Source organism: Paraglaciecola sp. (assembly GCF_039964565.1).
Taxonomy (GTDB): domain Bacteria; phylum Pseudomonadota; class Gammaproteobacteria; order Enterobacterales; family Alteromonadaceae; genus Paraglaciecola.
This window is the reverse complement of the sequence record NZ_JBDVXF010000006.1, coordinates 152,933-176,670: the sequence shown is the minus strand read 5'-3', so window position 1 is coordinate 176,670 and position 23,738 is coordinate 152,933. Positions and strand designations below refer to the sequence as shown.

The window sequence follows — 23,738 nt, the reverse complement described above, 5'->3', positions numbered from 1 at the left end:
AACTTAGTAATAGCGAAGGTTACTGCATCATGAATAAACTAAACGGCGCGATCTGGGCAACTGCAATTGCCTTAACGGCAAGCCTATTCATTAATGGGTGCAGCACAGCAACTGATAAAAATTCACGGCAAACACAATTACCAAGTCAAGATGTGATCAATCACGCTGTGCATATCAATAACCAAACCGATTATGTTACCTCCTACGATGTACAAGGTTCGTTGCTTAAAAAGTTAATACTGCAACTTACACTAGACAAACATTATGGCAGTTTGAGTCTGTCGGCGAACAACGAAGTATTGGTAGACAATATCGATATTCCCAACGCCGGAGAACAAACCCTAAATGTGCTAGTACCTTTTAAAGCACTAGGTCAGCATAAACTTACGTTTTCAGGCAGAAGCAATAGCATCACCATTAACCGTGCATATTTCGAAGATATTAACGGGCTCGACTTACCTAAGTACCGCGATATTTCAAAAGAAATAGGCCTTGATACCAAAGAAACTTACAAATACGGCGGGCCAGCTGTCGCCGACTATGATCAAGATGGTGATTATGATTTTGTGCTTAACAACCATAATCATGTCCCTACTCAGATAGTGACCAATAACAGCGGTAAAGTGAATATCCAGCGTCTATTTGATTCACCTAGAGATCTCCATGGTTCAAGTTTCGGGGATTATGATAACGATGGTGACTTAGATTTGTTGGTAGCCCTAGGCGGAGGCAGTGGCAGTAACCCCACATCTTACGAATTATTCCGCAACGACAAAGGTGAGTTTATTAATGTCTCTACCATGGCGGGTATTAACCAGCCAGCCAGAGGACGTTCGCCACGATGGGTAGACATTGACTTAGACGGAGATCTAGATATCGCATTGTTCAATGCGCAAACGCCTAATTATGACGGTCCCATTCAGATTTTTTACAAAAATAATGGTGATGGCACCTTTACCCATACAAAAATTGCAGGACTTCAAGATGCTTATGCTGAACGTGTATTGTTAACCGATATTAACAATGACGGCAAAGATGACTTTTTACTTTTTTCACCTGCATCACTTTGGCTTAATACCGGCGATTGGACCTTTAAAAACGTATCCGAACAATGGTTACCAAAACACATTAACGGTCAGAACCACATCATTAACGCGGCTCATCTTGATGTGAATAATGATGGTCTATTTGATTTGTATTTTGCTCGAGGCAAAACTCACTACCAATTATCTAACAAGTCTATCGATTTTAATCCTAACACTAGAAAACTCGATATTCGCGACAATGGCGAAACGGGAACAACCCTTATCGAGTTTAGCGCCAAAGATGATATTACTCTGTTTGATATGGAACTGGTTTATCGTTTATATGATGGCGGTTGGGCGATTTATTTAGGCAACACTAAAACTCGCCACGTAGTGAACGCTAAAGGTTTTCAGGAAACACAACGCCCTGTTGAAATGCGTACTGCCGAAAAATCGCTGAATATTAGCCAGGACATGGCCAAGGGCTGGCCTGAAAAAAGAGAAAACAATGGGATGTATATTGGCTATCTTGGCAATGGCAAATGGCGAGCCGAATGGGTCAGAAAACAAAATGTTTTTTGGGGCGTTTCGTTTTCAATCACTGGTGTAAGTGACGTCAGTCATGATTGGGCACCTAACTACCGCAACGAAAAAGATGTACTGCTAATCAATAAAGGCGATCATTTTGAGGATGCCTCAAATGCATGGAACTTACCACCAGGTGGCGACCATTGGGGCGTCACCCATGGTGATATAAATAACGACGGTTTTGAAGATATCTTTTTATATCGTTATGGATTCTTAAAACAACGTATTGCCGATTTAGTATTACTCAACACTGGTAACAATAGTTTTGAAATGACCACGCAACATGGCGCTTTTAGCGCCAATGATCCCGGCCATGGTGATATGGGCCAAGCCTTTGATTTTGATTTAGACGGTCAAATAGACATGCTCAATGGCAGTGAAGAAGAAGGCCATTGGTACCTGTATAAAAACATCAGCAACACCTCCAATAACTTTATTTTAGTAGATGTGGATTATAGCCCAGTCAGCAAAGTAGACGCTTATTCTGCGCTGGTCACAGTCACCACTAAGTCCGGTAAAAAGTATAAAAAACGTGTGGGCTCCGCAGGTGAGTCATTTTCACAAAGCATGCTCAACAAAGTGCATTTTGGACTAGGCCAAGAAACCCAAATAAAACGTGTTGAAGTTAGATGGAGAAATGGCGAAACAGTGGTTTTAGACGACCTTCAAGTGAACAAAATGGTAAGCACTAAAAAATAATAGAATGCCGATAGGGCTTGAATAACATGCGTATTAACTTACTCAACTTTGATGCTAAACACTGCAGCATTAACATGACTGACTGTGCCGAAAAGCTATTCATTATCGTGACGGTGCTTGTTTGTTTAATACTGCCAAATCGTACCATTGCGCAAACAGACTTAGCCGTAAGTACACAAACAGCAAGTCACCCAGATTGGCCAAATAGCCGAGTATTAAGATGGGCTCATGTGTATGAACCTTCACATGCTTTGCATAAATGGGCTTTATGGGCCAGTGATGAGATTTATAAAGAAACCCATGGACGTTATAAAATTAAAATATACGCGTCATCTTCGCTGGGTAAAGAAGCGCATATTAATCAAAGTTTAAGTTTAGGCTCATTAGATATTATTTACACAGGCACTAGCTTTGCGTCGCAAATGTATAAGCCTTTAGGCTTGTCTGAAATGCCTTATATCTTTGAAAATTATCAACACTGGCAACGCTACGTCACCTCTGCAGTATTTGCGCAACTGACACAAGAATACCAACAACGCTCAGCTGGGAATGTCATATTAAGCTCCACTTACTATGGAGAACGACACCTAACCTCAAATATACCAGTAATCCTTCCTGAACAAATACGAGGCTTAAAGATCCGAGTGCCAGGTGCGGAAATTTATCAGCTATTTCCACTGGCGTTAGGTGCAAAACCTAGCCCTATTTCTTTTTCTGAAGTGTATTTGGCTATTCAGCAAGGAGTGGTAGACGCCCAAGAAAATCCGTTACCGACAATAAAAGCCAAGAAATTTTACGAAGTACAATCCAACATAAACTTAACCGGCCATGTTTTAGGATCTATCTTAGCGGTTTTGAGCGGCAGAACCTGGGACTTATTGTCAAAAGACGACCGAACAATATTTACTAAAGTACTGAGGATAGCAGCACAAAAAGCCTCAGAGGAAACCCGTTACAACGAACAAAACTTATCGAAATGGTTTGAACAACAAGGTGTGAGTGTCAACCAAGTAGAGCGCAACGCATTTCGCCAACAAGTACTCAACTTCTATGAGCACACTACCTTTGCATATGACCGGAGCATATATGACCTTATCCAAGGCCTCTGAGCCAGCCGAACTTAAAAGTGACGATGATGATTCATTTTCGTTCTCTGATGTTGCCCTTGAAGATTGGATATCCTTAGGTTTATTTTTCCTTTTGGCCACTATTCTAATTGCACAAGTGGTAAGTCGATACGCGTTAAATGCGCCATTAGGTTGGACCGAAGAAGTAGCAAGGTATCAGTTGATATTGCTTTCATTTATTGGCGCATCAATAGGTTTTAGGAAAAACACCCATATTAGTTTTGTGTATTTCCATAGCTTTGTCCCCCACAGACTCATGCCCATATGCAGCGCGCTGTTGTCATTGATAAATACATTATTCTTAGTTTTTTTGTTCATTACCTGTTTAGCCATAGTGCCATTAATTACTAACCACGAAATGAGTTCCCTATCGTTATCCATTAGTGTGCTTTACGGCTTGCTAGGCCTATCCCTGGCCTTGTGTTTGCTTCGCTCATCAATACGTTGTGCAAATGATATTAAGGGTCTCTTTATAAGAGCAGACATAAAAGCAGACTCGCCCCATGCTACTTCAACCAATACACCGCTAACCAAGGATCCATAAAGATTATGGTTATTATCGCCCTTTTTGTTTCGCTATTTCTACTCATAATATTGGGGGTGCCTATTGCTTTTGCCCTTGCAATCGCTTCTTTGATTGCAATAGCCATAGAAGGCAGCATTCCAAGTTTGGTGGTATTTCATCAAATGGTCGGAGGCATGGATAGCTTTCCACTATTATCAATCCCGTTTTTTATTCTTGCTGGCGCTTTAATGAATCAAGGCGGTATTACACAACGCATATTCGATTTCGCCGGGGCGTTAATGGGCTGGTTACGCGGTGGGTTAGGCCATGTAAACATCGGCGCTTCTATTTTGTTTTCAGGCATGTCTGGCGCAGCGGTTGCTGATGCAGGCGGCTTAGGTGCAATGGAAATAAAAGCTATGCGAAATAAAGGTTACGACGCTGATTTTTCGGTAGGCTTAACGGCCGCCTCGTCCACTATTGGCCCTATTATCCCACCTAGTTTGCCAATGATTATTTACGGTGTAATGGCTGGCGTTTCAATTGGACAGTTGTTCGCAGCCGGTATTATTCCCGGCTTATTAATGGCGCTTTCTTTGTTTATTATGGTGACTATTTACGCTCGAAAGCGGAACTACCCGAAAGACAATTCATTTTCAGTAAAACGCATTGTTGTTAGTTTTAAGCACGCTTTTGCTTCATTACTTGCCCCAGTTATTATTGTAGGCGGCATATTAACTGGATGGTTTACAGCGACCGAAGCGGCAATAGTGGCATGTGTATACGCTCTTTTGCTTAGTACTCTGGTTTATAGAAACCTAACCTTAAAAGGTCTATTAAAGGTATCGGTTAGCACCATTGAAACAACTAGCTCAATCATGCTTATCATTGGAGGTGCCGCGATATTTTCGTGGGTATTAACCAGCCAAAATATTCATCAAATTGTGGCTGACTCTCTTGGTTTTGCAGGCTCAAATAAGTACTTAGTGTTGTTAGCCATTACCCTTATATTATTTTTGGTGGGCTGCTTTATGGAAACCATTGCGGCTATCACTATACTCACGCCCATTTTACTTCCAGTTGCCATCGCTGCAGGCATAGATCCTGTGCAGTTTGGGGTGATTATGGTACTCAACCTCATGATTGGTTTGTTAACGCCCCCTTTGGGCATGGTGTTGTTCGTGTTGTCTCAGGTGTCAGATGTACCGGTTGAGCAATGCGCCAAAGCTACATTGCCGTTTATCGTGCCATTGGTCATAGTGCTAGCACTCATTATGTTGGTGCCAGCACTTACCTTATGGTTACCGTCTGTTTTGTACTAAACTAAACAAAGCAAGATATGTATGCTGTTATATAGCTAACCTGAGTATATGTCCTTTACCATCAATAGTTACGACTAATATTATGGCCCCGTCAGGCGCCACGCTTACGTCACGAATACGTCCTCGGTCAGACAGAATAAGTTCAGTATTAGTAACCGAATCACCTGCTGTGTTAATTAACTGTAATTCTTGTATTCCCATACCGCCTGCTAACATTTTCCCTTGCCAATTAGTAAACATTTTGCCATCGTAAAATGCTATGCCTGCAACCGCAATAGACGGAACCCAATAGTGCTTAGGTTGCTCCATACCTTCCCTTTCTGTGATGTGAGTAATAGGCGTGCCATCGTAGTTCATTCCATAGGTGATAATAGGCCAACCATAGTTCGCGCCCTTTTTAATAAGGTTAATTTCATCGCCACCGCGTGGACCATGTTCCGATTCCCAAAGACGATCAGAGTTTGGCTCTATGGCTAAGCCTTGCGGGTTACGGTGGCCAAAGCTCCATATGCCTGGCAGCGCACCTTTTAGTTTAATAAACGGGTTGTCATGTGGCACTTGTCCGTTGTAGTGCAAACGAAATATTTTACCGTTGGGTAGGCTCAAGTCTTGTGCACTGGGCCGATTACCGCGCTCACCAATAGCGAAATAGACATAACCATCATGAAAGACAATTCGCGCACCAAAGTGACGTCCTGAATCTGTATGGGCGGTTTGTGACGCTTCAAAAATATCCTCATGATCGGACCACGTATTATCCTTAATCTTTCCACGCGCTATTTTCGTGATGCCGGTTTTACCGTCGTTTGACGAGGCATAAGCAATATAAATCCAGCCATTACTTGCGTAATCAGGATGTAAAGTAATATCTAGTAGGCCACCTTGCACGTGATGCCATATGTCGGGTAAACCTTCAATTTTGGACAGTAACTTTCCTTGTTCCGATACGTGTAAAAGTGCACCATCTCGCTGCGTCACTAGCATAGTATTGTCAGGAAGATACTCAACTGCCCATAGAATGCTCTCGGCTATGTGTAGGGTGTCTATCTTAAATGTATGACCAAGAGCGGTAATAGATGCTGCCTGACTGTTAGTTGGCGCGGCTACACGCTTTTTCTCGTGACGTTGTTCACTGATGTATATTACCAAGGCGCGAATTTGTTCTTCCGACAGTGTCTCTTTCCATGCAGGCATACCTCTACTTGCGACACCATTCCTAATATAGTGTGCGAGTGATTCAGGCGACCCGTCTTTTAGCCATGTCTCATTTAACAGTGAATCGGCCATGCCTCCAGCCAGTGTAATACCGTGACAAGACTTACAGTTGTTTTGATACAATGATTCTACTCTTTCCTCTGCATGGGAATGCACTGAAAATAGGCTGATTACAAGCGCACTCGTAGCCAAAAGTATTCCTAAAACGCGCTTGCCAAATAAAATGATTGAAGCCGATTTTGGAAATTGAATATTCATATTTCATCACCCTTGAAAGTAATAATCATTGGATATTAATTGTATCTGTTTCCTGTATAAAAAGCCTACTTTTTGTTAACTATTAATGATTCACAATATAATCTAATTGGTTTTTATAAGTGGCCCATGTACAGAAGTGGTTAAACAATAACGATATGAATAACGGAAACGGCTAGATCATAAAAACCTAGCTGTTGATAGAATGTGTGTTCTTAAGGGCAGATAATCAGATATTAGGATAGTAACTGATGTTCCCTTAAAGTGACTACGACCCCATTTATTGAAAAAGAAGGTTTAGAGACCGATTTAAATGATTGTTCTGAGAGCTTAGACTGGTGACATGGAAAGTTGTATTCACTAAGCAAGCTCCGAAGGATGCGAAAAAACTTGCTAGTAGCGGCCTCAAAAGTAAAGCTAAAATTTTAATCGACATATTCAAAGAAGATCCTTACCAATCTCCTCCCTCGTTTGAAAAATTAATCGGTGCTCTTACTGGCGCTTATTCACGACGAATAAATATCCAACACCGACTAGTATATCAAGTGTAAAACTTGGAAAAAGTAGTCAAAGTACTGCGATTATGAAGTCACTGTGAGTAATAGAGCTCCCACCAAAACGATCAACCACATTCGATTCGCTCAATGGAAGCAAGCCTCGAGAGTAATAAACGGCTTTTACATTCCCTTTAGTGGCACACTCATCACGTAGTCATCAGCCGTAAAGTAAAGGGTTTTCTCATTTGTGGTCAGTGTGCAATTTGATGTGATTTGACCCGTTCTTATTTTCGCTAACACCTTGCCATGATTATCAAACAACCACACACCACCGGGGCCTGTGGCAAAAATCACCCCACTTGAATGCACGGCCATACCATCGGGAAGACCTTGTTCACCCTGTTGTCCAACTAATGTCGTAGCATCAAAAAACACGCGTTTATTAGCTAGTGTCCCATCGGTATTAATATCGTAGGCTAACCATAGTGCGCTTTTGGGATCGGAAACCGCAACGAGTAAGGTTTGCTCATCTTTTGTCAATGCAATGCCATTGGGAAAGCTCACTTCGTCATCGAGTAACACCAGCGAACCTTCTGCTTTTAACAAAAACACACCTTGAAACGCTAATTGCTTACGCTCGTCTGCCATTATGTTTTTTAAGCCATAAGGCGGGTCAGTAAAATACAAATCGCCATTGCTATGGTAAACACCGTCGTTAGGGCTATTAAGCCGTTGGTTTTTATAGCTGCCAACTAATGTTTTAAAATCGGCTTTAGGTTTGTTCAATGCGGCCTGCATAGTGGCAATACGACGATCGCCTTGTTGAAACAATACCAACTCGCCCTTGTGATTAAGTAATAAACCATTAGAGCCTTGGCGATAATCACCTGCCACCAAACCAGTTGCACCAGCCCCTCTTAAATAAACAGAGGTGCCGCCTCTTGGATCATATTTTTGAATGACATTATTGGGAATGTCTGAGAAAAGTAGATAACCTCCCTCTTCTATCCATAACGGTCCTTCGGTCCAAGTATGCCCTTCACTTACAACACTAATTTCACTTTTAGGCTCGAGTAATGTCAGCGCCCTATTGTCAAAGATTTCTATATGCGGTGTGATATCTGTAGATTGATTGCCGTGATTATCCTCAGCAGCAATGCTGGAATGCATAACCATAAACCATAATGTACAAATAGCTAAAAACCGAGTATTTACCAATCCCATAATATTTCCTTGTAACAAACACACTGACCAAATTTTTCCCACTGAGGGGACACGTTACCCACGGTGTTTTTTCACCATTTCAACAAACTGTTTCACAAAATCAATATGATCTTGTTTATCTTGCTCTGAATCTATGGCGCGGGTTAACTGATTGCCCACACCCACACCGGCCGCTCCAGCAGCAAACCAGTCCTCAACATTGTCTAAATGAATACCACCAACCGCCAGAAATGGCGTGGTGTCAAATGGCCCTTGCACTCCTTTGAGATAATCAGTCCCAATTTCTCCTGCCGGAAATAACTTAATAATGTCCGCTTCCATCTCCAGCGCCTGAGCGATTTCAGTTGGTGTGAAGGCTCCCATTAAAACTGGAATATTATGCCTATGAGCAATTTGCACCACCGCAGCATTAGTATTAGGAGTGACAAGAAACTGCGCACCCGCAGCAATGGCATCAGCAGCCCGCTGCTTATTAATAACAGTACCAGCTCCAATAAGAATATCTGGATACATAGCACGCGCTTTAGCGATTTCTTCACAATACCCTGGCGTATTTGACGTGATCTCTAAGACTTCAATGCCACCGTCAACCAAACACTTTAGCGTCACCGCCACTTGGTTTTGTTGTTTTAATCGAACAATCGCCACTAAGCGATGTGCCAAAATACGTTTTGTAATGTTTTGCCGAGTTAACCCCATATTAAAAATATCCTATTAAGTTATCTGATCACATGACCGCTAATATTACCGCCCGAAATGGAATGAATGTCTTCTTTTGTGGCGGTCAACTGGTCGCCTAATATGGTGTGTTTCAACGCAAATGCCGCGGTTGCAAAATCCACTGATTCTTGTGGGGAAAAGTCATGCATAATGCCGTGTAATATACCAGCGGCAAAGGCATCTCCGGTGCCAAATCGGTCGAGAATATCTACTTGATAAGAGCTGCTAGTCACGCACTTTGCGCCTTGTAAATACACACCACTAAGACCGTTAACCGAAGCCGAATGGTGTTCTCGACTGGTTAATGCCACGCCATCAATTGCAAATTTTTGCTGAACATCACTGGCTGCGGCTACCGTATTCTCGATTGATGATTGGCCACTATAATCCAAATCAAATACATCTTTGAGCACGCCACAATTGCCATGTAGCAAATCGGTGTATTCCATTATTTGTAAAAATATCTGCCGTGCGTCTTCAACATTAGCCCATAAGGTTCGTCTAAAATTTAAATCAAAACTTACCTTAATTCCCATTGCGTGGGCTGCTTTCACCGCTTTAACTGTTTCGTTTGCACATTGATTGGAAATGGCAGGGGTGATACCAGACACATGCAACCACTGACTTCCCTTAAGGACCTGTGGCCAGTCAAATTCATTTTCTTGGATAGCCGCAAGGGCCGAATTTGCTCTATCGTAAATAACCGAGGATGGTCTAATTGATGCACCCAATTCAATAAAGTAGGTGCCGATACGCTCGCCTCCTCGCAGTAAGTTTGAGGTATCAATGCCGTAACGATTAAGTGAAGCCATTGCCGCATTGCCCAAACTATTATTGGGTAATTTACTGACAAAATTGACTGAATTTCCTAAATGAGCCAAGGCACTGGCAACATTGGACTCTGCACCCGCGTAATCCACACTAAAGTTATGACTACTAACGATTTTCTGACCTTTAACCGCTGGCGTCAGGCGCAGCATCAACTCTCCAAAACAGGTTAAACGCATACTTCATCCTGCCCTTGTGTAGATATCTGAACTTGTTCAATCTTGCCAATTAAAAACAGGTAAGAGCACATGCCCAGTAGCGCTAAACCACTAATAAACACCAGCGCAGGAGCAAAATCGCCACCCTGCACTAAGAAGCCAATTATCACCGGGATAGTGACTGCTGATAAGCCACCGATAAAATTCATACAACCGCCGACCAAACCAACAAACTGCTGCGGGGCGAGCAAGGAAACAAATACCCAAGCAATAGACGCCAGCCCATTGCCGAAAAATGATATAGACAAAAAAGTAATAATCCAAAAAGTGTCATCGGTGTAGTTAGCGCCAATAATACTGACGGTACACAACATACCGATAATGATGGGCGCTTTACGTGCCACCTCTTTGGACCAACCTCGGCGGGTTAAAAAGTCCGAAGTAAAACCTGAGACCAGCACACCAACAAAGGCGGCAATGAAAGGAATAGATGCTAGAAATCCAGATTGAAGAAAGTCCAAACCACGGTACTCCACCAGATAAGTAGGGAACCAGGTTAAGAAAAACATTAACACTCCACCTAAACAAAACTGACCGATATACACTCCCCATAACTTGCGCACCATAAACACACGCTTTATATCCTGCCAGTTCACTTTTTTAGGCTGGTTTTCATCGGTATTTTGGGTTGCAGTGGCAGTAATATGCTTTAATTCCCCTTGATTAATGCTGGGGTGGTCCTGTGGATCGCGATAGAACACATACCAAATCAACGCCCACCCTATGCCAACCAAACCAGACACAATAAACAAGCCCCGCCAGCCAAACGTATCTTGTATCAATGCCAACACCGGCAGTAAAAACGCTAAACCAATAAATTGTCCTGAGGTATATACCGCAATCGCAGAAGCTCTTTCACTTTCGGGGAACCACTGAGTCACAATTTTGTTATTGCAAGGATAAGACGGCGCTTCAAATACACCAATGGCCATGCGACAACCTAGCAGGGCGGCAAAAGAACTAATAAAACCTTGTACTAAAGTGGCCAGTGACCAAGTCACTAATAAAATAGGGTAAAGCAAACGGACTTTGACCAAGTCTACAGCCAAGCCACCGGGAATTTGCATTATCGAATAAGTCCATCCAAATGCCGAAAATATTAATCCGAGTTGTACTGACGTTAGTTGTAATTCATCTGACAAGGCCGATGCAGCTACCGATATGTTGCTGCGGTCCATGTAATTGATCACCACACTGATAAACACCATGGCTAAAATACCTAGGCGTTTTTTGGTTGGCTTTGCGATGGTTTGATCCACGTGTTTGGCTCCCTATTTTATTGTGTCTATTTAGCTGCTTACCAATTGGTGTAAGAACCGTCTTTTTTATGTAAACGAGGGGTTTCCCATGGTTCAAACGACAAATCTTTGATGAGTTCTTCATTCACATCAATGCCCAACCCAATCGCATCAGATACCGGGTGGGCGTTATTCACCACCTGAGGGCGACCAACAAAATAAGTATCATAGTCCTGCATATCATCGCAGTAAGGTGGCAATTCTAACCAAGCCATGTTGCTGACGGCCGCACAGTAATGAATGGTGGCAGCTGAACACAAAGGACTAAGGGGGTTGTGTGGCATCATATCGATGTAGTTGGTTTCACATAGCGCAGCTATTTTCATGCCTTCGGTAAAACCACCAGCGTTACAGATATCAATACGGCCAAAGTTAGTTAAACAGGTTTGGGTAAAGCGAGAAAAATCCCATTTACTGGAGAATTCCTCACCCACTGCAAAAGGTACGTCACACATTTGGCGTAGAGTTTGATAGGCGGCTACCGATTCATCACGTATTGGCTCTTCAATAAAATCAATAGTGCCCGCTGGCATCCGTTGTAAAAAAGACACGGTTTCAGCCACCGATAAGCGGTGGTGATAATCAATACCTAAGACAATTTCACTCCCTAACTCTTTGCGGCAGCGCGTTAAGCATTCTGCCGCTTGCGCAATTGAGTGACGTGGGTCAAACAATGTCGACGAGTTCGCATTACCGTGCACACCAGTGGTAGCCCGTATCACTTGCCAACCTTTTTGTTTGAACTGCAAAGCTTCAGTAATAAAACTGTCGTCTAAGGGTTTGGTAGATGTAACAAAAAGTGGTATTTCGTCCCGTTGACGACCACCTAGTAATTGATAGACAGGAATACCGAGACTTTTAGCCACGAGATCATGCAAAGCAATATCAATAGCGGCAATGGCCGCCGACAATACTCGGCCTCCTTCAAAATACTGGCTACGATACATTTCTTGCCACAGTGCGCCAATCCGACGTGGATCTTTACCTATTAAAAATGAACTAAAATGCTGAACTGCGCCAATAACCGCTAACTCTCTACCCGATAAACCGGATTCGCCCCAGCCGTAAAAACCTTGGTTTGTTTCCACTTTAATCAAACATATGTTGCGGGGCCCAGCTTTAAACGCATAGGCTTTGATGTCTGTAATTTTCATTTTTGTCTCGTTGGTTGATCATCGATATAGCGCGACCAGTACTGTCTACTGTTGGTAATGTGGTTTTGCAAAATAGCTAAGGTACCGTCTGCGTCCCGTTGCTCTAAGCACCGCATTATCGCGCGGTGCTCGACCATACTTTGACTAGCGCGTGATTTATTTGAACTTAAGTTGGCGTGCATAGTTTGTAGTACCAACCGATTTTTACGCCATAACTCTACCGCATGAGTGTTGTAGTGCTGACTGTACATTGCCCAATGGAATTGGGTGTCCAAGATGCGATAGGATAAATGCTCTGATTCTTCCAAACGTTCCATTTGATGCATTAAGTGATACAAATGCTGACGTTGTTCAACTGTGTGTTCGTGTACAAACCATTCCATCAGATAAGGTTCAATCAGTTGCAATATTTCAAATACATCGCGCATGGTGCGATATTCAAAATAGGTCACTCGTGCACCACTATTAACCGATACTGTGACCAAGCCTTCCCCTTGAAGACGATTTAACGCTTCCCTTACAGGATTAATACTTGTGCTATAACGTTTTGCTAAAGCGGTCGTAACTAAACGATCACCACTAACAAAAATAGCACTGGATATATCGGCCAAAATTCGTGAATAAACCGAATCTTCTTCACCGATTAATGGAGACTTCAAACCAACAACTTCAGGACTAACCATAATTACCACCTTTGTGAAAATTAATTACACAAATTAATTTACACATAGAAATCCAACAACAACTAACAATAAAGCGATAAAACCCGCCTTAAACCACACAATATCGATATGATTACACATAATTTAGATATTGTTAACAATATTTTGTTAAATATAAAGTGTTGATCTTTAATTTTATGTGTGCAAATGTGTTATTAGATTGTAAACAACCGCTTGCAAAAAAGTTGCTCGTTGAAGCGAAATAGTTAACGCAGGCACACTAAAAACACATAACTAGATAAGGCTATGGACATGTTTAATCATGCTAAAACTTTTAAATTCAAAGTACTCACTGGCGCTATTGCACTGGCGTTAGTTAACGGCAGCGCGATGTCTTCTGCTTCGGCTCAAGAAACAGAGAGTATGGACAACGACGTCGAAGTAATTTCAGTCAGTGGCATTCGCAGCTCCTTGACCAGCGCGGCCAATATCAAACGTCAATCTATCGGTATAGTGGATGTGATTACCGCAGAAGATATTGGTAAATTTCCGGATACTAATTTAGCTGAATCGTTACAACGCATAACTGGTGTATCCATTGATCGCTCCAACAACGAAGGTAACCAAGTATCGGTAAGAGGGTTTGGACCAACCTTCAATATGGTGACCCTAAACGGTCGTGCTATGCCAACATCTTCGACTCTATCGACAGATGGCGGCGTGAATCGGGCTTTTAATTTTCAACATATCGCATCGGAAGTGGTATCCGGTGTCGATATCTATAAAACCGGCAAAGCCCATGTCACTAGTGGTGGCTTAGGTGCCACAATCAACTTGCAAACAGCGACACCGTTTCAGCTAGGCAAAGAAACCATTAGCGGCAGTGCCACTGCGGTTTTTGACCAATCCAATGTGACCGGCGATGATGTTACGCCAGAAGTGTCTGGTTTATACAGTAATGTATTTGCTGATGGAAAATTTGGCCTTTTAGTGGCTTTGTCACATTCACAACGTGATAGTCGCAAAGAATCCGTTAATAATGACGGCTGGTTACCGGATGACGGTTCCACATACGCCGGTATCGATTCCTCAGGAATTACCAACCCCAATAACCCAGACAACACCTTTTGGGTACCTCGTAACTTTGCCGTGGAATACGGTGATCATCATCGTGAACGCAGTAATGCACAAGTGGTAGTTCAATATGCCGTTAGCGATGACTTAACCGCAACCTTAGATTATACCGCATCAGAATTTGACGAGACTATCGACCGTGTTCTTACTGGGTTTTGGTTCGACTCTGATGCCAATACCACCGGTACGGTGGATGCCAATGGCACGGTCACTAATCCTCGCCATAAAAACCATCGATTGAACTTTACTAATACTCATCAAGTCATTGAAACTGAAAATCAATCTGTTGGGTTCAACCTAGAATGGCAGGCCACTGACAATCTACAAATTAATTTCGATGCGCACAACTCAACATCAGAAACCCAGCCTGGTGGTGAAATCAGTGAATTCACGACAGTCATTAGTACACCACCAAACCTGCGTTATGTGGACATTGGTTTAGACTTTACTGGTGCCGATGTACCGAGTGTAATTGCCGATCCTTCTACCACAACCGAAGCCGGTGTTGCACCCGGCCCTATCCCAACCAATTATGATCCTTATTCATTACAGAATATTGATGGTGACGTTGTAGTAGTGCGCGGCAACGCAGTTAAAAATAACATCAAGCAATGGGAATTAAGCGGCGAATGGCTAAATAATAATGACAATGCATTAACTAAAGTAAGTTTTGGTGTTGGTCAAACCGATTATCAATATGACACTAGAACCCGTTTCGGCTTCAGCGTAATAACTAATACAATCGACCTAAATACTTTAGGTTTGTCATTTACCCCGGCTACAACAGGGCAAGGCTTTAGTAATTCAGAAAACTTGTTCCCTATGCAATACAACGTTAACCCCTTGGTAGTTAACCAAGCCATAACCGATGGTAACTTAATTACTGAAAATCCAGTGAACATTGATATGGTCAATGAAGAAACGTTTTCGGCTTACGTATCACTTGATTTCGATACTGAGTTTAATGACTTGCCGATTAATATTAACGCTGGGCTGCGTTTTGAAGACACCGAAGTGTTGGCATCATCTACTGCAAACTTACCACAAGCATTAGTCTATCTAACGGTAGAGGAAATTCGCGGTGTGTTCCCATCAGAACAAGAGGTGACCTTCGACACACTTACCGGTGGCTACTCTGAATTTTTACCTAATTTAGATGTTAGCGTTGAATTCAGTGATGATTTAGTTGGGCGCATGTCATACAGCAGAACTATAGCTCGTAGTGATATTACAGCCATTGCACCGGCAACGAGAATTACCAACACCCGTCCTGGAGGGCCATTCCTTGCAACTCAGGGCGATCCAAACTTGTTGCCGTACGGGTCAAATAATATTGATTTATCTCTAGAATGGTATTACGACCAAGGCAGTTATGCCTCGATTGGTTACTTTAAAAAGTACGTAAATAATTTCATCGGAACTAACGTAGTTCAGCGCACTATCAATGGCGCCGATGGTACACCACTCAAAGACCCTTCCGCTAACCCTCGTCCTGGTTGCCCTGATCCTTCGTCGAATCCAGTTAACGATGCATGTGTATCCCAAGCAACAGATCCTGAAATACTGTTTGACGTGACTGTTCCTAGTAACCTAGAAGATGCTGAAATTGATGGTTGGGAGGTAGCATTGCAACATATGTTTGGCGAGTCAGGATTTGGGGCGCTACTCAACTTTACCCTTGTTGACGGTAGCGTTGAGTATGATATTTATTCATTTGATCAAACCGTGGCATTAACTGGCTTAAGCGATTCCGCAAACTTAGTGGCATTTTATGATAAAGATGGCTTCCAAGCACGGCTAGCCTATAACTGGCGTGATGAGTTCTTGCTTAGAACTAATCAATTCCAAAGTAGTAATGAACCGATTTTCACAGAAGCCTATGGGCAACTTGATATGAGTGTGAGTTACGATATTAATGAAAACCTGACCATGGTATTTGATGGTATCAACATCCTGGAAGAAACCGCTCATCGGCATGGACGCTTTGACAATCAATTCTTAGCGGCGGAAGACTTTGGTAGTCGTTACAGTGTTGGTATTAGAGCTAAGTTTTAAGTTTATTTCATTGCATATAAGTAAAGCACGGCTTCCCAAGGGCAGTGCCTTAGCGTTAAATCTAGAATACATATGCTTATTTTTAAGGCTGTATTAAAACATGCATGTTACTCAATCTTTAACTAATGCAATCGAAGTAAATTTTATTGCCACCTTCTAGGTGGCTTTTTTCGTTGGAGAAAACAATGTCACAGTCCATCACCCAAGTAGTTATCGTTGGAGGAGGAACCGCTGGCTGGATAACCGCAGGTACCCTAGCCTCAACCCTAATAAAAAAATATGGAGACAACAATCCAGTCACGATTTCATTGATTGAATCCTCGGATATTGCATCCATTGGTGTGGGTGAAGGCACCTGGCCAACCATGCGTAATACGCTACGTAATATGGGCATTTCTGAAACTGATTTAATTAGAGAATGTAACGCCACCTTTAAGCAAGGTTCAACTTTTAAAGGTTGGAAAAATGGTAGTACTAACGATATATATCAACACCCGTTTTCATTGCCACAGGATTTTATTACTCTCAATATGGCTGACTATTGGCAACACCATCAGCAAAGTACCTTTGCAGACATAGTCACGCCTCAGTCTGCAGTTTGTCGACAGGGCTTAGCTCCCAAACAAGCTGCCACCCCTGAATACGCTGCGGTGTGTAATTACGGTTACCATTTAGACGCAGGTGCATTCGCTGAGTTTATAAAGAAACACTGTATCAATCACCTTCAGGTAAACCATATTGTCGATACTGTCGTCGCAATCGAGCCACATATCAATGGCGATATTAAAGCCATCCGTACCGAAAAAAACGGCGACATTAAAGGGCATCTCTTTATTGATTGCAGTGGCATGGCGGCGCTATTAATTGGTCAACACTATGGGGTAGCCTATAACACTCAACATCAGTATTTATTTAACGACTCCGCTATCGCCGCACATATACCTTACCCAGAAGGTAATAGTCCGATAGCATCAACGACTTTATCGAGCGCCCAAGAAAATGGCTGGATATGGGACATTGGCCTGCAAACTAGGCGAGGCACTGGTTACGTATATTCAAGTGAGCATAGTAGTGAAGTGCAGGCACAAGAATGTCTTCGCACCTATTTAAACCGTAACGGCCAAAACGAAGCTGAAACGTCTATTAAAAAAATTACGTTTACCCCGGGTTATCGACAAAAATTTTGGACCCATAATTGTGTCGCCATTGGGCTATCTTCTGGATTTGTTGAACCATTAGAGGCCTCTTCTTTGGCTTTAGTCGAACTATCAGCAGCCATGCTCAGTGACCAATTCCCAACTTGTACTGCCGCTATTCCGTTGTTAGCTAAGCGGTTTAATCAACGATTTAGCTACCGCTGGCAAAGGATTATCGATTTTCTAAAGCTGCATTACGTACTCAGCCAACGAAATGATTCTGCCTATTGGATAGACAACCGAACAACGGATAGCATCCCTGACAGCCTACAAGCACTCCTTGAATTGTGGAAATTCCAGACACCATGGCATTATGACTTTGAACGCACCGAAGTGTTTCCTGCGGCCAGCTACCAATATATTTTATGTGGAATGGGTTACTCCCGCTCATTACCCAACCATCCAATTTCAAGCAGAGTACAACAACAAGCACAGCAGAATATACAGCAGGTCCAAAACCTGACCAGACAATACTTAACAGCACTGCCCAGTCACCGGGGGTTAATTAACGACTTAATTGTTTAATAAACGCTAAATTAACGACCAATACCTATTCGACCTTAGTTTATATTGACGCTAACCGGTTCGACTGCTGTACCGCTGATTTTAATCACCCCAGCTTTGCCATCTAGACTCCTAAACATAAATAGTGCTTTGCCTTGCTCGGTGATCACATCTTTGCTGCGATAGTTGGTAATGGTAGAACTATTACCGTTATCAGCACCAATCAATTCCAAGTTGCTGGAATTCTCAACACTTAGTTGCATTTCCTGATGTCTAACCGGTGTATTATTTCCATCGCGCACTTCTACCAACACATGGGCCACCTGATTAACGTCTGCGGCTAAGTTTGTTTTATCTGTTTCAACATGTAATTGACTCGCCTGAGCGGCGGTCACAACCGTATCTATGGCGGAACAACCGTTAGTGCCTCTTGCCATTAGCACTCCTGGCTCAAAATTCAACGCCCATTTATGAATATGATCAGGGCTATTTTTTAGTGTTTGCACGCCTTGGGTTTTGCCATTTAAGAACAACTCAACACTGTCACAATTACTCAATACCTCGATGATGACTGGTTCGTTGTTAGCATAATTCCAGTGTTCATTAACATCCTGCCAGCCCCATACACGATGCTGCCATTTGCCTACTTCTTTTTCGGTAACGTTGCCTTTTTCATCCCGCTGATAAACCGACTGTTCTTCTGTTTGAGCGGTAATTTTTAGGTGAGGCTCACTATTCCATAACGACTTGTAGAGATGAAATGACGGATGTGCAAAACCAGCAACATCGATTAATCCTCCATTAAATCCTTTGTTTGGCCATTGATTATGTGCTTCGCCCAGATAATCAATTCCCGTCCATAGAAAGGTCCCTGGAATAAAGTCACGTTCTTCAATGGCTTTCCATTCATGCCAATGAGCCACATTTTCTGTACCCATGATCATTTTTTCTGGAAAGAGCTCATGACCGTAATCATAAATAACTCGACGATAGCTATATCCAACAATATCTAAGGCATCGGTATAACCTGAAATATGACTGACCGACGGTAAGATCAGGTTTGCGGTAACCGGTCGGGTCGTATCAAGTGCTTTAAGCCATTGGGAGAGTTTCTGTGCTGTATTGGCCAATACATATTTGCCTTCATCACTTTTATGAAAACGACTAACAATTTCTTGTGGCGAAATAAAAGGAGGATTATGAAAATAATTACCCGAGGCATTCATGTCGAAGTACCCTGTGGCTGCTTTGTAGCGAGGATAAGTCCATTCAATTTCGTTACCAATGCTCCACATAACAATTGCCGGATGGTTACGATCACGTTTTACGGCATTATATAAATCGCCTTCTGCTTCTTCTTGAAAGTAATTCGCGTAACCTCGGCTAGCATAATCATCATGGCGCTCCCATTGATTTAGGCGTTTATCTTTCGGGTTATCCCATTCATCAAAAATTTCAGCTTGTACTAAAAACCCCATTTCATCACATAAATCCATAAAGCGTGTCGACATAGGGTTATGCGCAGTTCGTATCGCGTTAACACCTGCTTCTTTAAGTTTCTTGAAGCGCCGCTTCCAAACGTCATCTGGAACCGCAACCCCCACCGCGCCAGCATCGTGATGCAGGTTTACACCTTTAATAGCGGTACTCACGCCATTTAGAAAAAAGCCTCTTGCGGCATCATATTCGATCGTTCTGACTCCGAAACGAGTTTCTAGTTGATCAACAGGACTGCCATTGACCTTTATCGTCGTTTTCGCCGTGTATAAATTAGGCGCTTCTGGTGACCAAAGTTCAGGAGAGGTTAGTTGCAGCTGCATGTCTATGGTTTTCTCAGTCTTCCCTTGCAGGGTTCCTTTAGTTCGATGAGTGGTAACAATCTCACCATTGCCGCTAATAATATCGGTGTCAATTTCGAATCTACGGTTTTCGGTAAACTGATTACTAACCGCCACTTTAAGCTTCAATGTGGCTGCATCTCTAGTAATAGAGGGGGTGGTAATGTAAGTCCCCCAGATAGGAATATGTAGCTTGTTAGTAGTAATGAGTTTTACGTCACGATAAATCCCTGAACCTGTATACCAACGGCTATCAATATAGCGGCTTCTATCGACTCGAATAGCTAAATGATTCTCTTCGCCAGAGGGCGCTAAGTAGGAGGATATGTCGTAATAAAATGGCGTGTAACCACTAATACGCCCTCCTACTTTTTGACCATTGAGCCATATTTCGGAATGATTGTAGATCCCATCAAAATACAGGTATTGAAGCTGTTTGTTAGCGTCGAAGTTAGTTTTGAATGACTTTCTATACCAAGCTATTCCTCCAGGCGAATAACCAGTGGCTCCATCATATTTTTCATTAAAGTCTTCAAGAATACTCCAATCATGGGGTAAGCGAACCTTTTGCCAATGACTATCATCTAGGGTTTTGCTTTTAAAATTGCCTTGATCATCCAGTTTAAACTTCCAATTTTGGTTAAAATCCATTTCCCGAATATTGTTTTCTATTGCCGCAATAGGCATAGATAACAATACGGCTATTAACACCATAACGTTTCGCATTATTAATCCTTAGTAATCAATTTTAGAACAGCTCAATCAGTCAACTTTGATTGCCCACTACCTTCGATATAAAAAATTCAATTCCACAGCAACAACATGGCTCTCGCACCACCCAACTTACACAATGGCAAAGGATGAATTTTAACCTCGAGAAACACTTAGATAAGAGCAACCTTTGTACGTTACCAATCTTTATATTGCATTTTGTTAACATTTACTATTTAACAATTTTGCATGTTCTGAATCAATTTACCACTCCTTTAGGCAATTAATTAGTGACAATTTTCAGCTTTTAGTTGTGCACCTAGGATGTGTTTGCTTTAAGCACTCGTTAAATACAACCGATATATTTGCATCTAATTTGGCTTAGGTTGCTTCATGGCCGCTGAATTGTCGTCCTACTCTAATTACCAATAATTGTTATCTAGTTGACTAAGTTATTACAACTAAGTAACAGTTTTGTGCAATTACATATTGTTTACAATAGACATTTAACCATGATCCATTTATGCTTTTGAAAATACATCATGTTAAGAGTTTCACTCCACGAAGGAATAAATATGAATAATAAACAATCCACATCATGCTCATTTTTGATCTGTATGGTGTTATTTGTGCAAATCGCTGCAGGATGTAGCAACAAGGCACAAGTTGAACCCTCAAATGAGAGTGCGGATGATAGTGCCGTTGGCTGGGGGGAAAGGGCAGAAGTGCGTGCGGATGCCTTTGCTAACGAGCAGTCGCTTCTCACACTCTATAAACCTAGCAATGAGCAACATCAAAGCTGGTTGTCGAGTACGGATTCAAACGTCCAAATCACCAACAATGCAACACCCAAACTCGAGATCGAGTTTTCTCCACAACATAATATCTCAAAGCTAAGCATTCAACCTAAGCAAGCTTGGGATACCGCTGGTTTGAAACAAGCTAACTTAGCCTTAGACGTAGAGAATATAGGCGAAACATCGATCCAAATGTATCTTGCGATTGAAAATCAACAAGGTCTTTCTAGGCGTTACTCAGTGAGTTTACCTAAAGCCTATCAGGGGACCTTATTTGTTCCGATATCAGGGATAGAAGCCGATACCGATGCTGGATTATGGGGCGATGTGCCGCCATGGAACACCCAAGATAAAATGTTCGTTTGGCGCTCATGGCGCAGTGCTGGTGTTGCGTTAACCAAGATCAAAGCCTTACACTTTTTTACTATTGGCGTGCTTGAACCAAAGCGAGTCACAATTGACAATATTCGCTTACGTCACAACCCTGATACTGATCCCAATTGGCTAGCTAATATCGTTGATAAATATGGTCAAAATGCACGATTAGATACCGCCCTTAAAGTTCATACTGACGAGCAATTACAACAACAAGCTCAACAAGAGTTAGCTGAACTGGCACAGTCTAACGGTATGCCACATCGCTCTCGATTTGGTGGCTACACTAATGCACCTAAACTCAAAGCAACCGGTTATTTCCGCACAGAAAAGGTTAACGGTAAATGGTGGATGGTAGATCCTGATGGCTATTTATTTTTCTCACATGGCCCTGCAAACGTGCGTATGGCGAATATGAGTACTATTACCGGTGTTGATTATGCTGATCCAAGTGTGCGTATTATAAATGCTGATGAGCTGACGCCTGAGGACTCAATGGGTATAGTCGAGGTTTCCGATGCCGCCAAAGCAACTCGCTTCGTGACCTCCCCTGTACGTAATAATATGTTTGAATGGTTGCCCGGTTATGATGATCCACTAGCCGATCACTACAGCTACCGGCGCTCAACTCATAAAGGGCCGGTTGCTCATGGTGAAACTTATAGTTTTTATCGTGCTAATTTAGAAAGGCGCTACGGAGAAACCACGCCCCAGTCTTACCTGAAAAAGTGGCATGAAGTCACCATGCAGCGTATGCACGACTGGGGATTTACCTCTTTTGGTAACTGGGTTGATCCTGCTTTTTATCCTGCTAAAAAAGTCCCCTACTTTGCTAATGGCTGGATTATTGGCGACTATCAAACCTTATCGGGCGAAACCAACCATTGGGGATTGATGCCCGACCCCTTTGATCCTGTGTTTGCCGAGCGAGCCAAATCAACCATTTATGCCATTGCCGAGAACGTAAAGGCGTCACCTTGGTGTGTCGGTATCTTTATCGATAACGAAAAAAGCTGGGGAGAGCGCGAAGGTTCAGTCATAGCTAGATATGGCGTAATCGTCGATGCCTTGTCAAAAGATAGTCAACACAGCCCTGCCAAAGCTGCATTTTCCACCCATATTAAACAGCAGTACTCAAACATCGAACAGCTCAATACTGCGTGGAATATAGATTTGAAGAATTGGCAGGAATTCGAAAAAGGCATCAAGGTAAGCGACTACACGCAGCAACATATTCAAGATTTATCCGATATGTTAGGCATGCTGGGTGAGCAGTATTTCCTCGTGGTACACGATACTCTCGCTAAAGCACTACCTAACCACTTATATATGGGCGCGCGTATGGCGAATTGGGGCATGCCAGATGAAATTATCACTGCCTCACTAAAATATTCAGACGTACTGAGTTTCAATATTTATGAAGAAGGCATGCAAGAACATTATTGGAAATTTCTAGAAGAGACTGACTTGCCTGTGGTGGTTGGTGAGTTTCATATTGGCACCGCGACCGATTCAGGCATGTTTAACCCAGGTATCGTCCACGCGGCAAACCAAACTGATAGAGCCAGAATGTACAAAAACTATATGCAAAGCATTTTGGATAAGCCTTACATGGTAGGAGCCCATTGGTTTCAGTACGTTGACGAGCCGATTTCTGGCAGGGCCTTTGATGGCGAAAACGCCAATATCGGTTTTGTGACTACCACTGATATTCCTTATCCGGAATTGATCCAAGCAGTGAAAGACGTCACCTCAACTATGTACCAACAACGCTACGAACAATAAACGTCA

The 23,738-nt window shown here is 42.5% G+C and carries 16 protein-coding genes; 8 read left to right on the top strand and 8 right to left on the bottom strand.

All coding sequences use genetic code 11. The annotated features are described in order from the left end of the window. Positions 1-29 precede the first annotated feature (29 nt). From ABJK37_RS03670 to ABJK37_RS03655, 4 genes are read left to right on the top strand one after another with little or no spacing between them, the layout of a single operon-like run. Positions 30-2,312, top strand: a complete 2,283-nt coding sequence (locus ABJK37_RS03670; RefSeq protein ID WP_348350231.1) for a CRTAC1 family protein — start codon at positions 30-32, stop codon at positions 2,310-2,312. A gap of 26 nt (positions 2,313-2,338) precedes the next feature. Beyond that, positions 2,339-3,421 (top strand): sialic acid TRAP transporter substrate-binding protein SiaP, encoded by a 1,083-nt coding sequence (locus ABJK37_RS03665; RefSeq protein WP_348350229.1) that lies wholly within the window; start codon positions 2,339-2,341, stop codon positions 3,419-3,421. Continuing rightward, positions 3,399-3,983: a TRAP transporter small permease subunit gene (locus ABJK37_RS03660; RefSeq protein WP_348350227.1), complete on the top strand. Its 585-nt coding sequence runs from the start codon at positions 3,399-3,401 to the stop codon at positions 3,981-3,983. Before ABJK37_RS03665 ends, ABJK37_RS03660 begins: the two co-directional genes overlap by 23 nt. Before the next feature lie 5 nt (positions 3,984-3,988). Then, positions 3,989-5,266: a TRAP transporter large permease gene (locus tag ABJK37_RS03655; RefSeq protein ID WP_348350225.1), complete on the top strand. Its 1,278-nt coding sequence runs from the start codon at positions 3,989-3,991 to the stop codon at positions 5,264-5,266. 27 nt (positions 5,267-5,293) lie between these two features. Here the strand turns inward: ABJK37_RS03655 and ABJK37_RS03650 are convergent, their stop codons facing one another. Continuing rightward, complete coding sequence (locus tag ABJK37_RS03650; RefSeq protein ID WP_348350223.1) at positions 5,294-6,739, bottom strand: PQQ-dependent sugar dehydrogenase; 1,446 nt, start codon at positions 6,737-6,739, stop codon at positions 5,294-5,296. Positions 6,740-7,074: 335 nt separating this feature from the next. Between ABJK37_RS03650 and ABJK37_RS03645 the strand changes: the two genes are divergently transcribed. After that, positions 7,075-7,287, top strand: a complete 213-nt coding sequence (locus ABJK37_RS03645; protein ID WP_348350221.1) for a Txe/YoeB family addiction module toxin — start codon at positions 7,075-7,077, stop codon at positions 7,285-7,287. A gap of 126 nt (positions 7,288-7,413) precedes the next feature. On the opposite strand, the gene ABJK37_RS03640 is transcribed toward ABJK37_RS03645, so the two are convergent. From ABJK37_RS03640 to ABJK37_RS03615, 6 genes are read right to left on the bottom strand one after another with little or no spacing between them, the layout of a single operon-like run. Beyond that, entirely contained in the window at positions 7,414-8,457 is a 1,044-nt protein-coding gene (locus tag ABJK37_RS03640) for an SMP-30/gluconolactonase/LRE family protein (RefSeq protein WP_348350219.1), read from the bottom strand. A gap of 54 nt (positions 8,458-8,511) precedes the next feature. Continuing rightward, the gene (gene eda, locus ABJK37_RS03635) at positions 8,512-9,156 is read right to left on the bottom strand and encodes a bifunctional 4-hydroxy-2-oxoglutarate aldolase/2-dehydro-3-deoxy-phosphogluconate aldolase (protein ID WP_348350217.1); all 645 of its coding nucleotides are present in this window, start codon (positions 9,154-9,156) and stop codon (positions 8,512-8,514) included. A gap of 20 nt (positions 9,157-9,176) precedes the next feature. Then, positions 9,177-10,184 carry a sugar kinase gene (locus ABJK37_RS03630; protein ID WP_348350215.1) on the bottom strand — a complete coding sequence of 336 codons (1,008 nt, stop codon included), beginning with the start codon at positions 10,182-10,184 and terminating at the stop codon, positions 9,177-9,179. Then, the gene (locus tag ABJK37_RS03625) at positions 10,175-11,482 is read right to left on the bottom strand and encodes an MFS transporter (RefSeq protein ID WP_348350213.1); all 1,308 of its coding nucleotides are present in this window, start codon (positions 11,480-11,482) and stop codon (positions 10,175-10,177) included. Before ABJK37_RS03625 ends, ABJK37_RS03630 begins: the two co-directional genes overlap by 10 nt. 38 nt (positions 11,483-11,520) lie before the next feature. Beyond that, positions 11,521-12,675: a mandelate racemase/muconate lactonizing enzyme family protein gene (locus ABJK37_RS03620; protein WP_348350211.1), complete on the bottom strand. Its 1,155-nt coding sequence runs from the start codon at positions 12,673-12,675 to the stop codon at positions 11,521-11,523. Then, entirely contained in the window at positions 12,672-13,358 is a 687-nt protein-coding gene (locus ABJK37_RS03615; protein ID WP_348350209.1) for a GntR family transcriptional regulator, read from the bottom strand. Before ABJK37_RS03615 ends, ABJK37_RS03620 begins: the two co-directional genes overlap by 4 nt. Positions 13,359-13,649: 291 nt before the next feature. On the opposite strand from ABJK37_RS03615, the gene ABJK37_RS03610 reads away from it, so the two are divergent. Both ABJK37_RS03610 and ABJK37_RS03605 read left to right on the top strand, forming a co-directional pair. After that, a complete protein-coding gene (locus ABJK37_RS03610; protein WP_348350207.1) occupies positions 13,650-16,526 on the top strand; it encodes a TonB-dependent receptor in 2,877 nt (958 codons plus the stop codon). Between the two features lie 185 nt (positions 16,527-16,711). Next, on the top strand, positions 16,712-18,247 hold the full coding sequence (locus ABJK37_RS03605) for a tryptophan halogenase family protein (protein WP_348350205.1): 1,536 nt from the start codon (positions 16,712-16,714) through the stop codon (positions 18,245-18,247). Positions 18,248-18,282: 35 nt separating this feature from the next. Here the strand turns inward: ABJK37_RS03605 and ABJK37_RS03600 are convergent, their stop codons facing one another. Beyond that, positions 18,283-20,790, bottom strand: coding sequence for a glycoside hydrolase family 2 TIM barrel-domain containing protein (locus tag ABJK37_RS03600; protein WP_348350203.1), 2,508 nt, complete (start codon positions 20,788-20,790; stop codon positions 18,283-18,285). A gap of 560 nt (positions 20,791-21,350) precedes the next feature. Here ABJK37_RS03600 and ABJK37_RS03595 point away from each other — a divergent pair. Beyond that, complete coding sequence (locus tag ABJK37_RS03595; RefSeq protein WP_348350201.1) at positions 21,351-23,732, top strand: agarase; 2,382 nt, start codon at positions 21,351-21,353, stop codon at positions 23,730-23,732. Positions 23,733-23,738 lie beyond the last annotated feature (6 nt).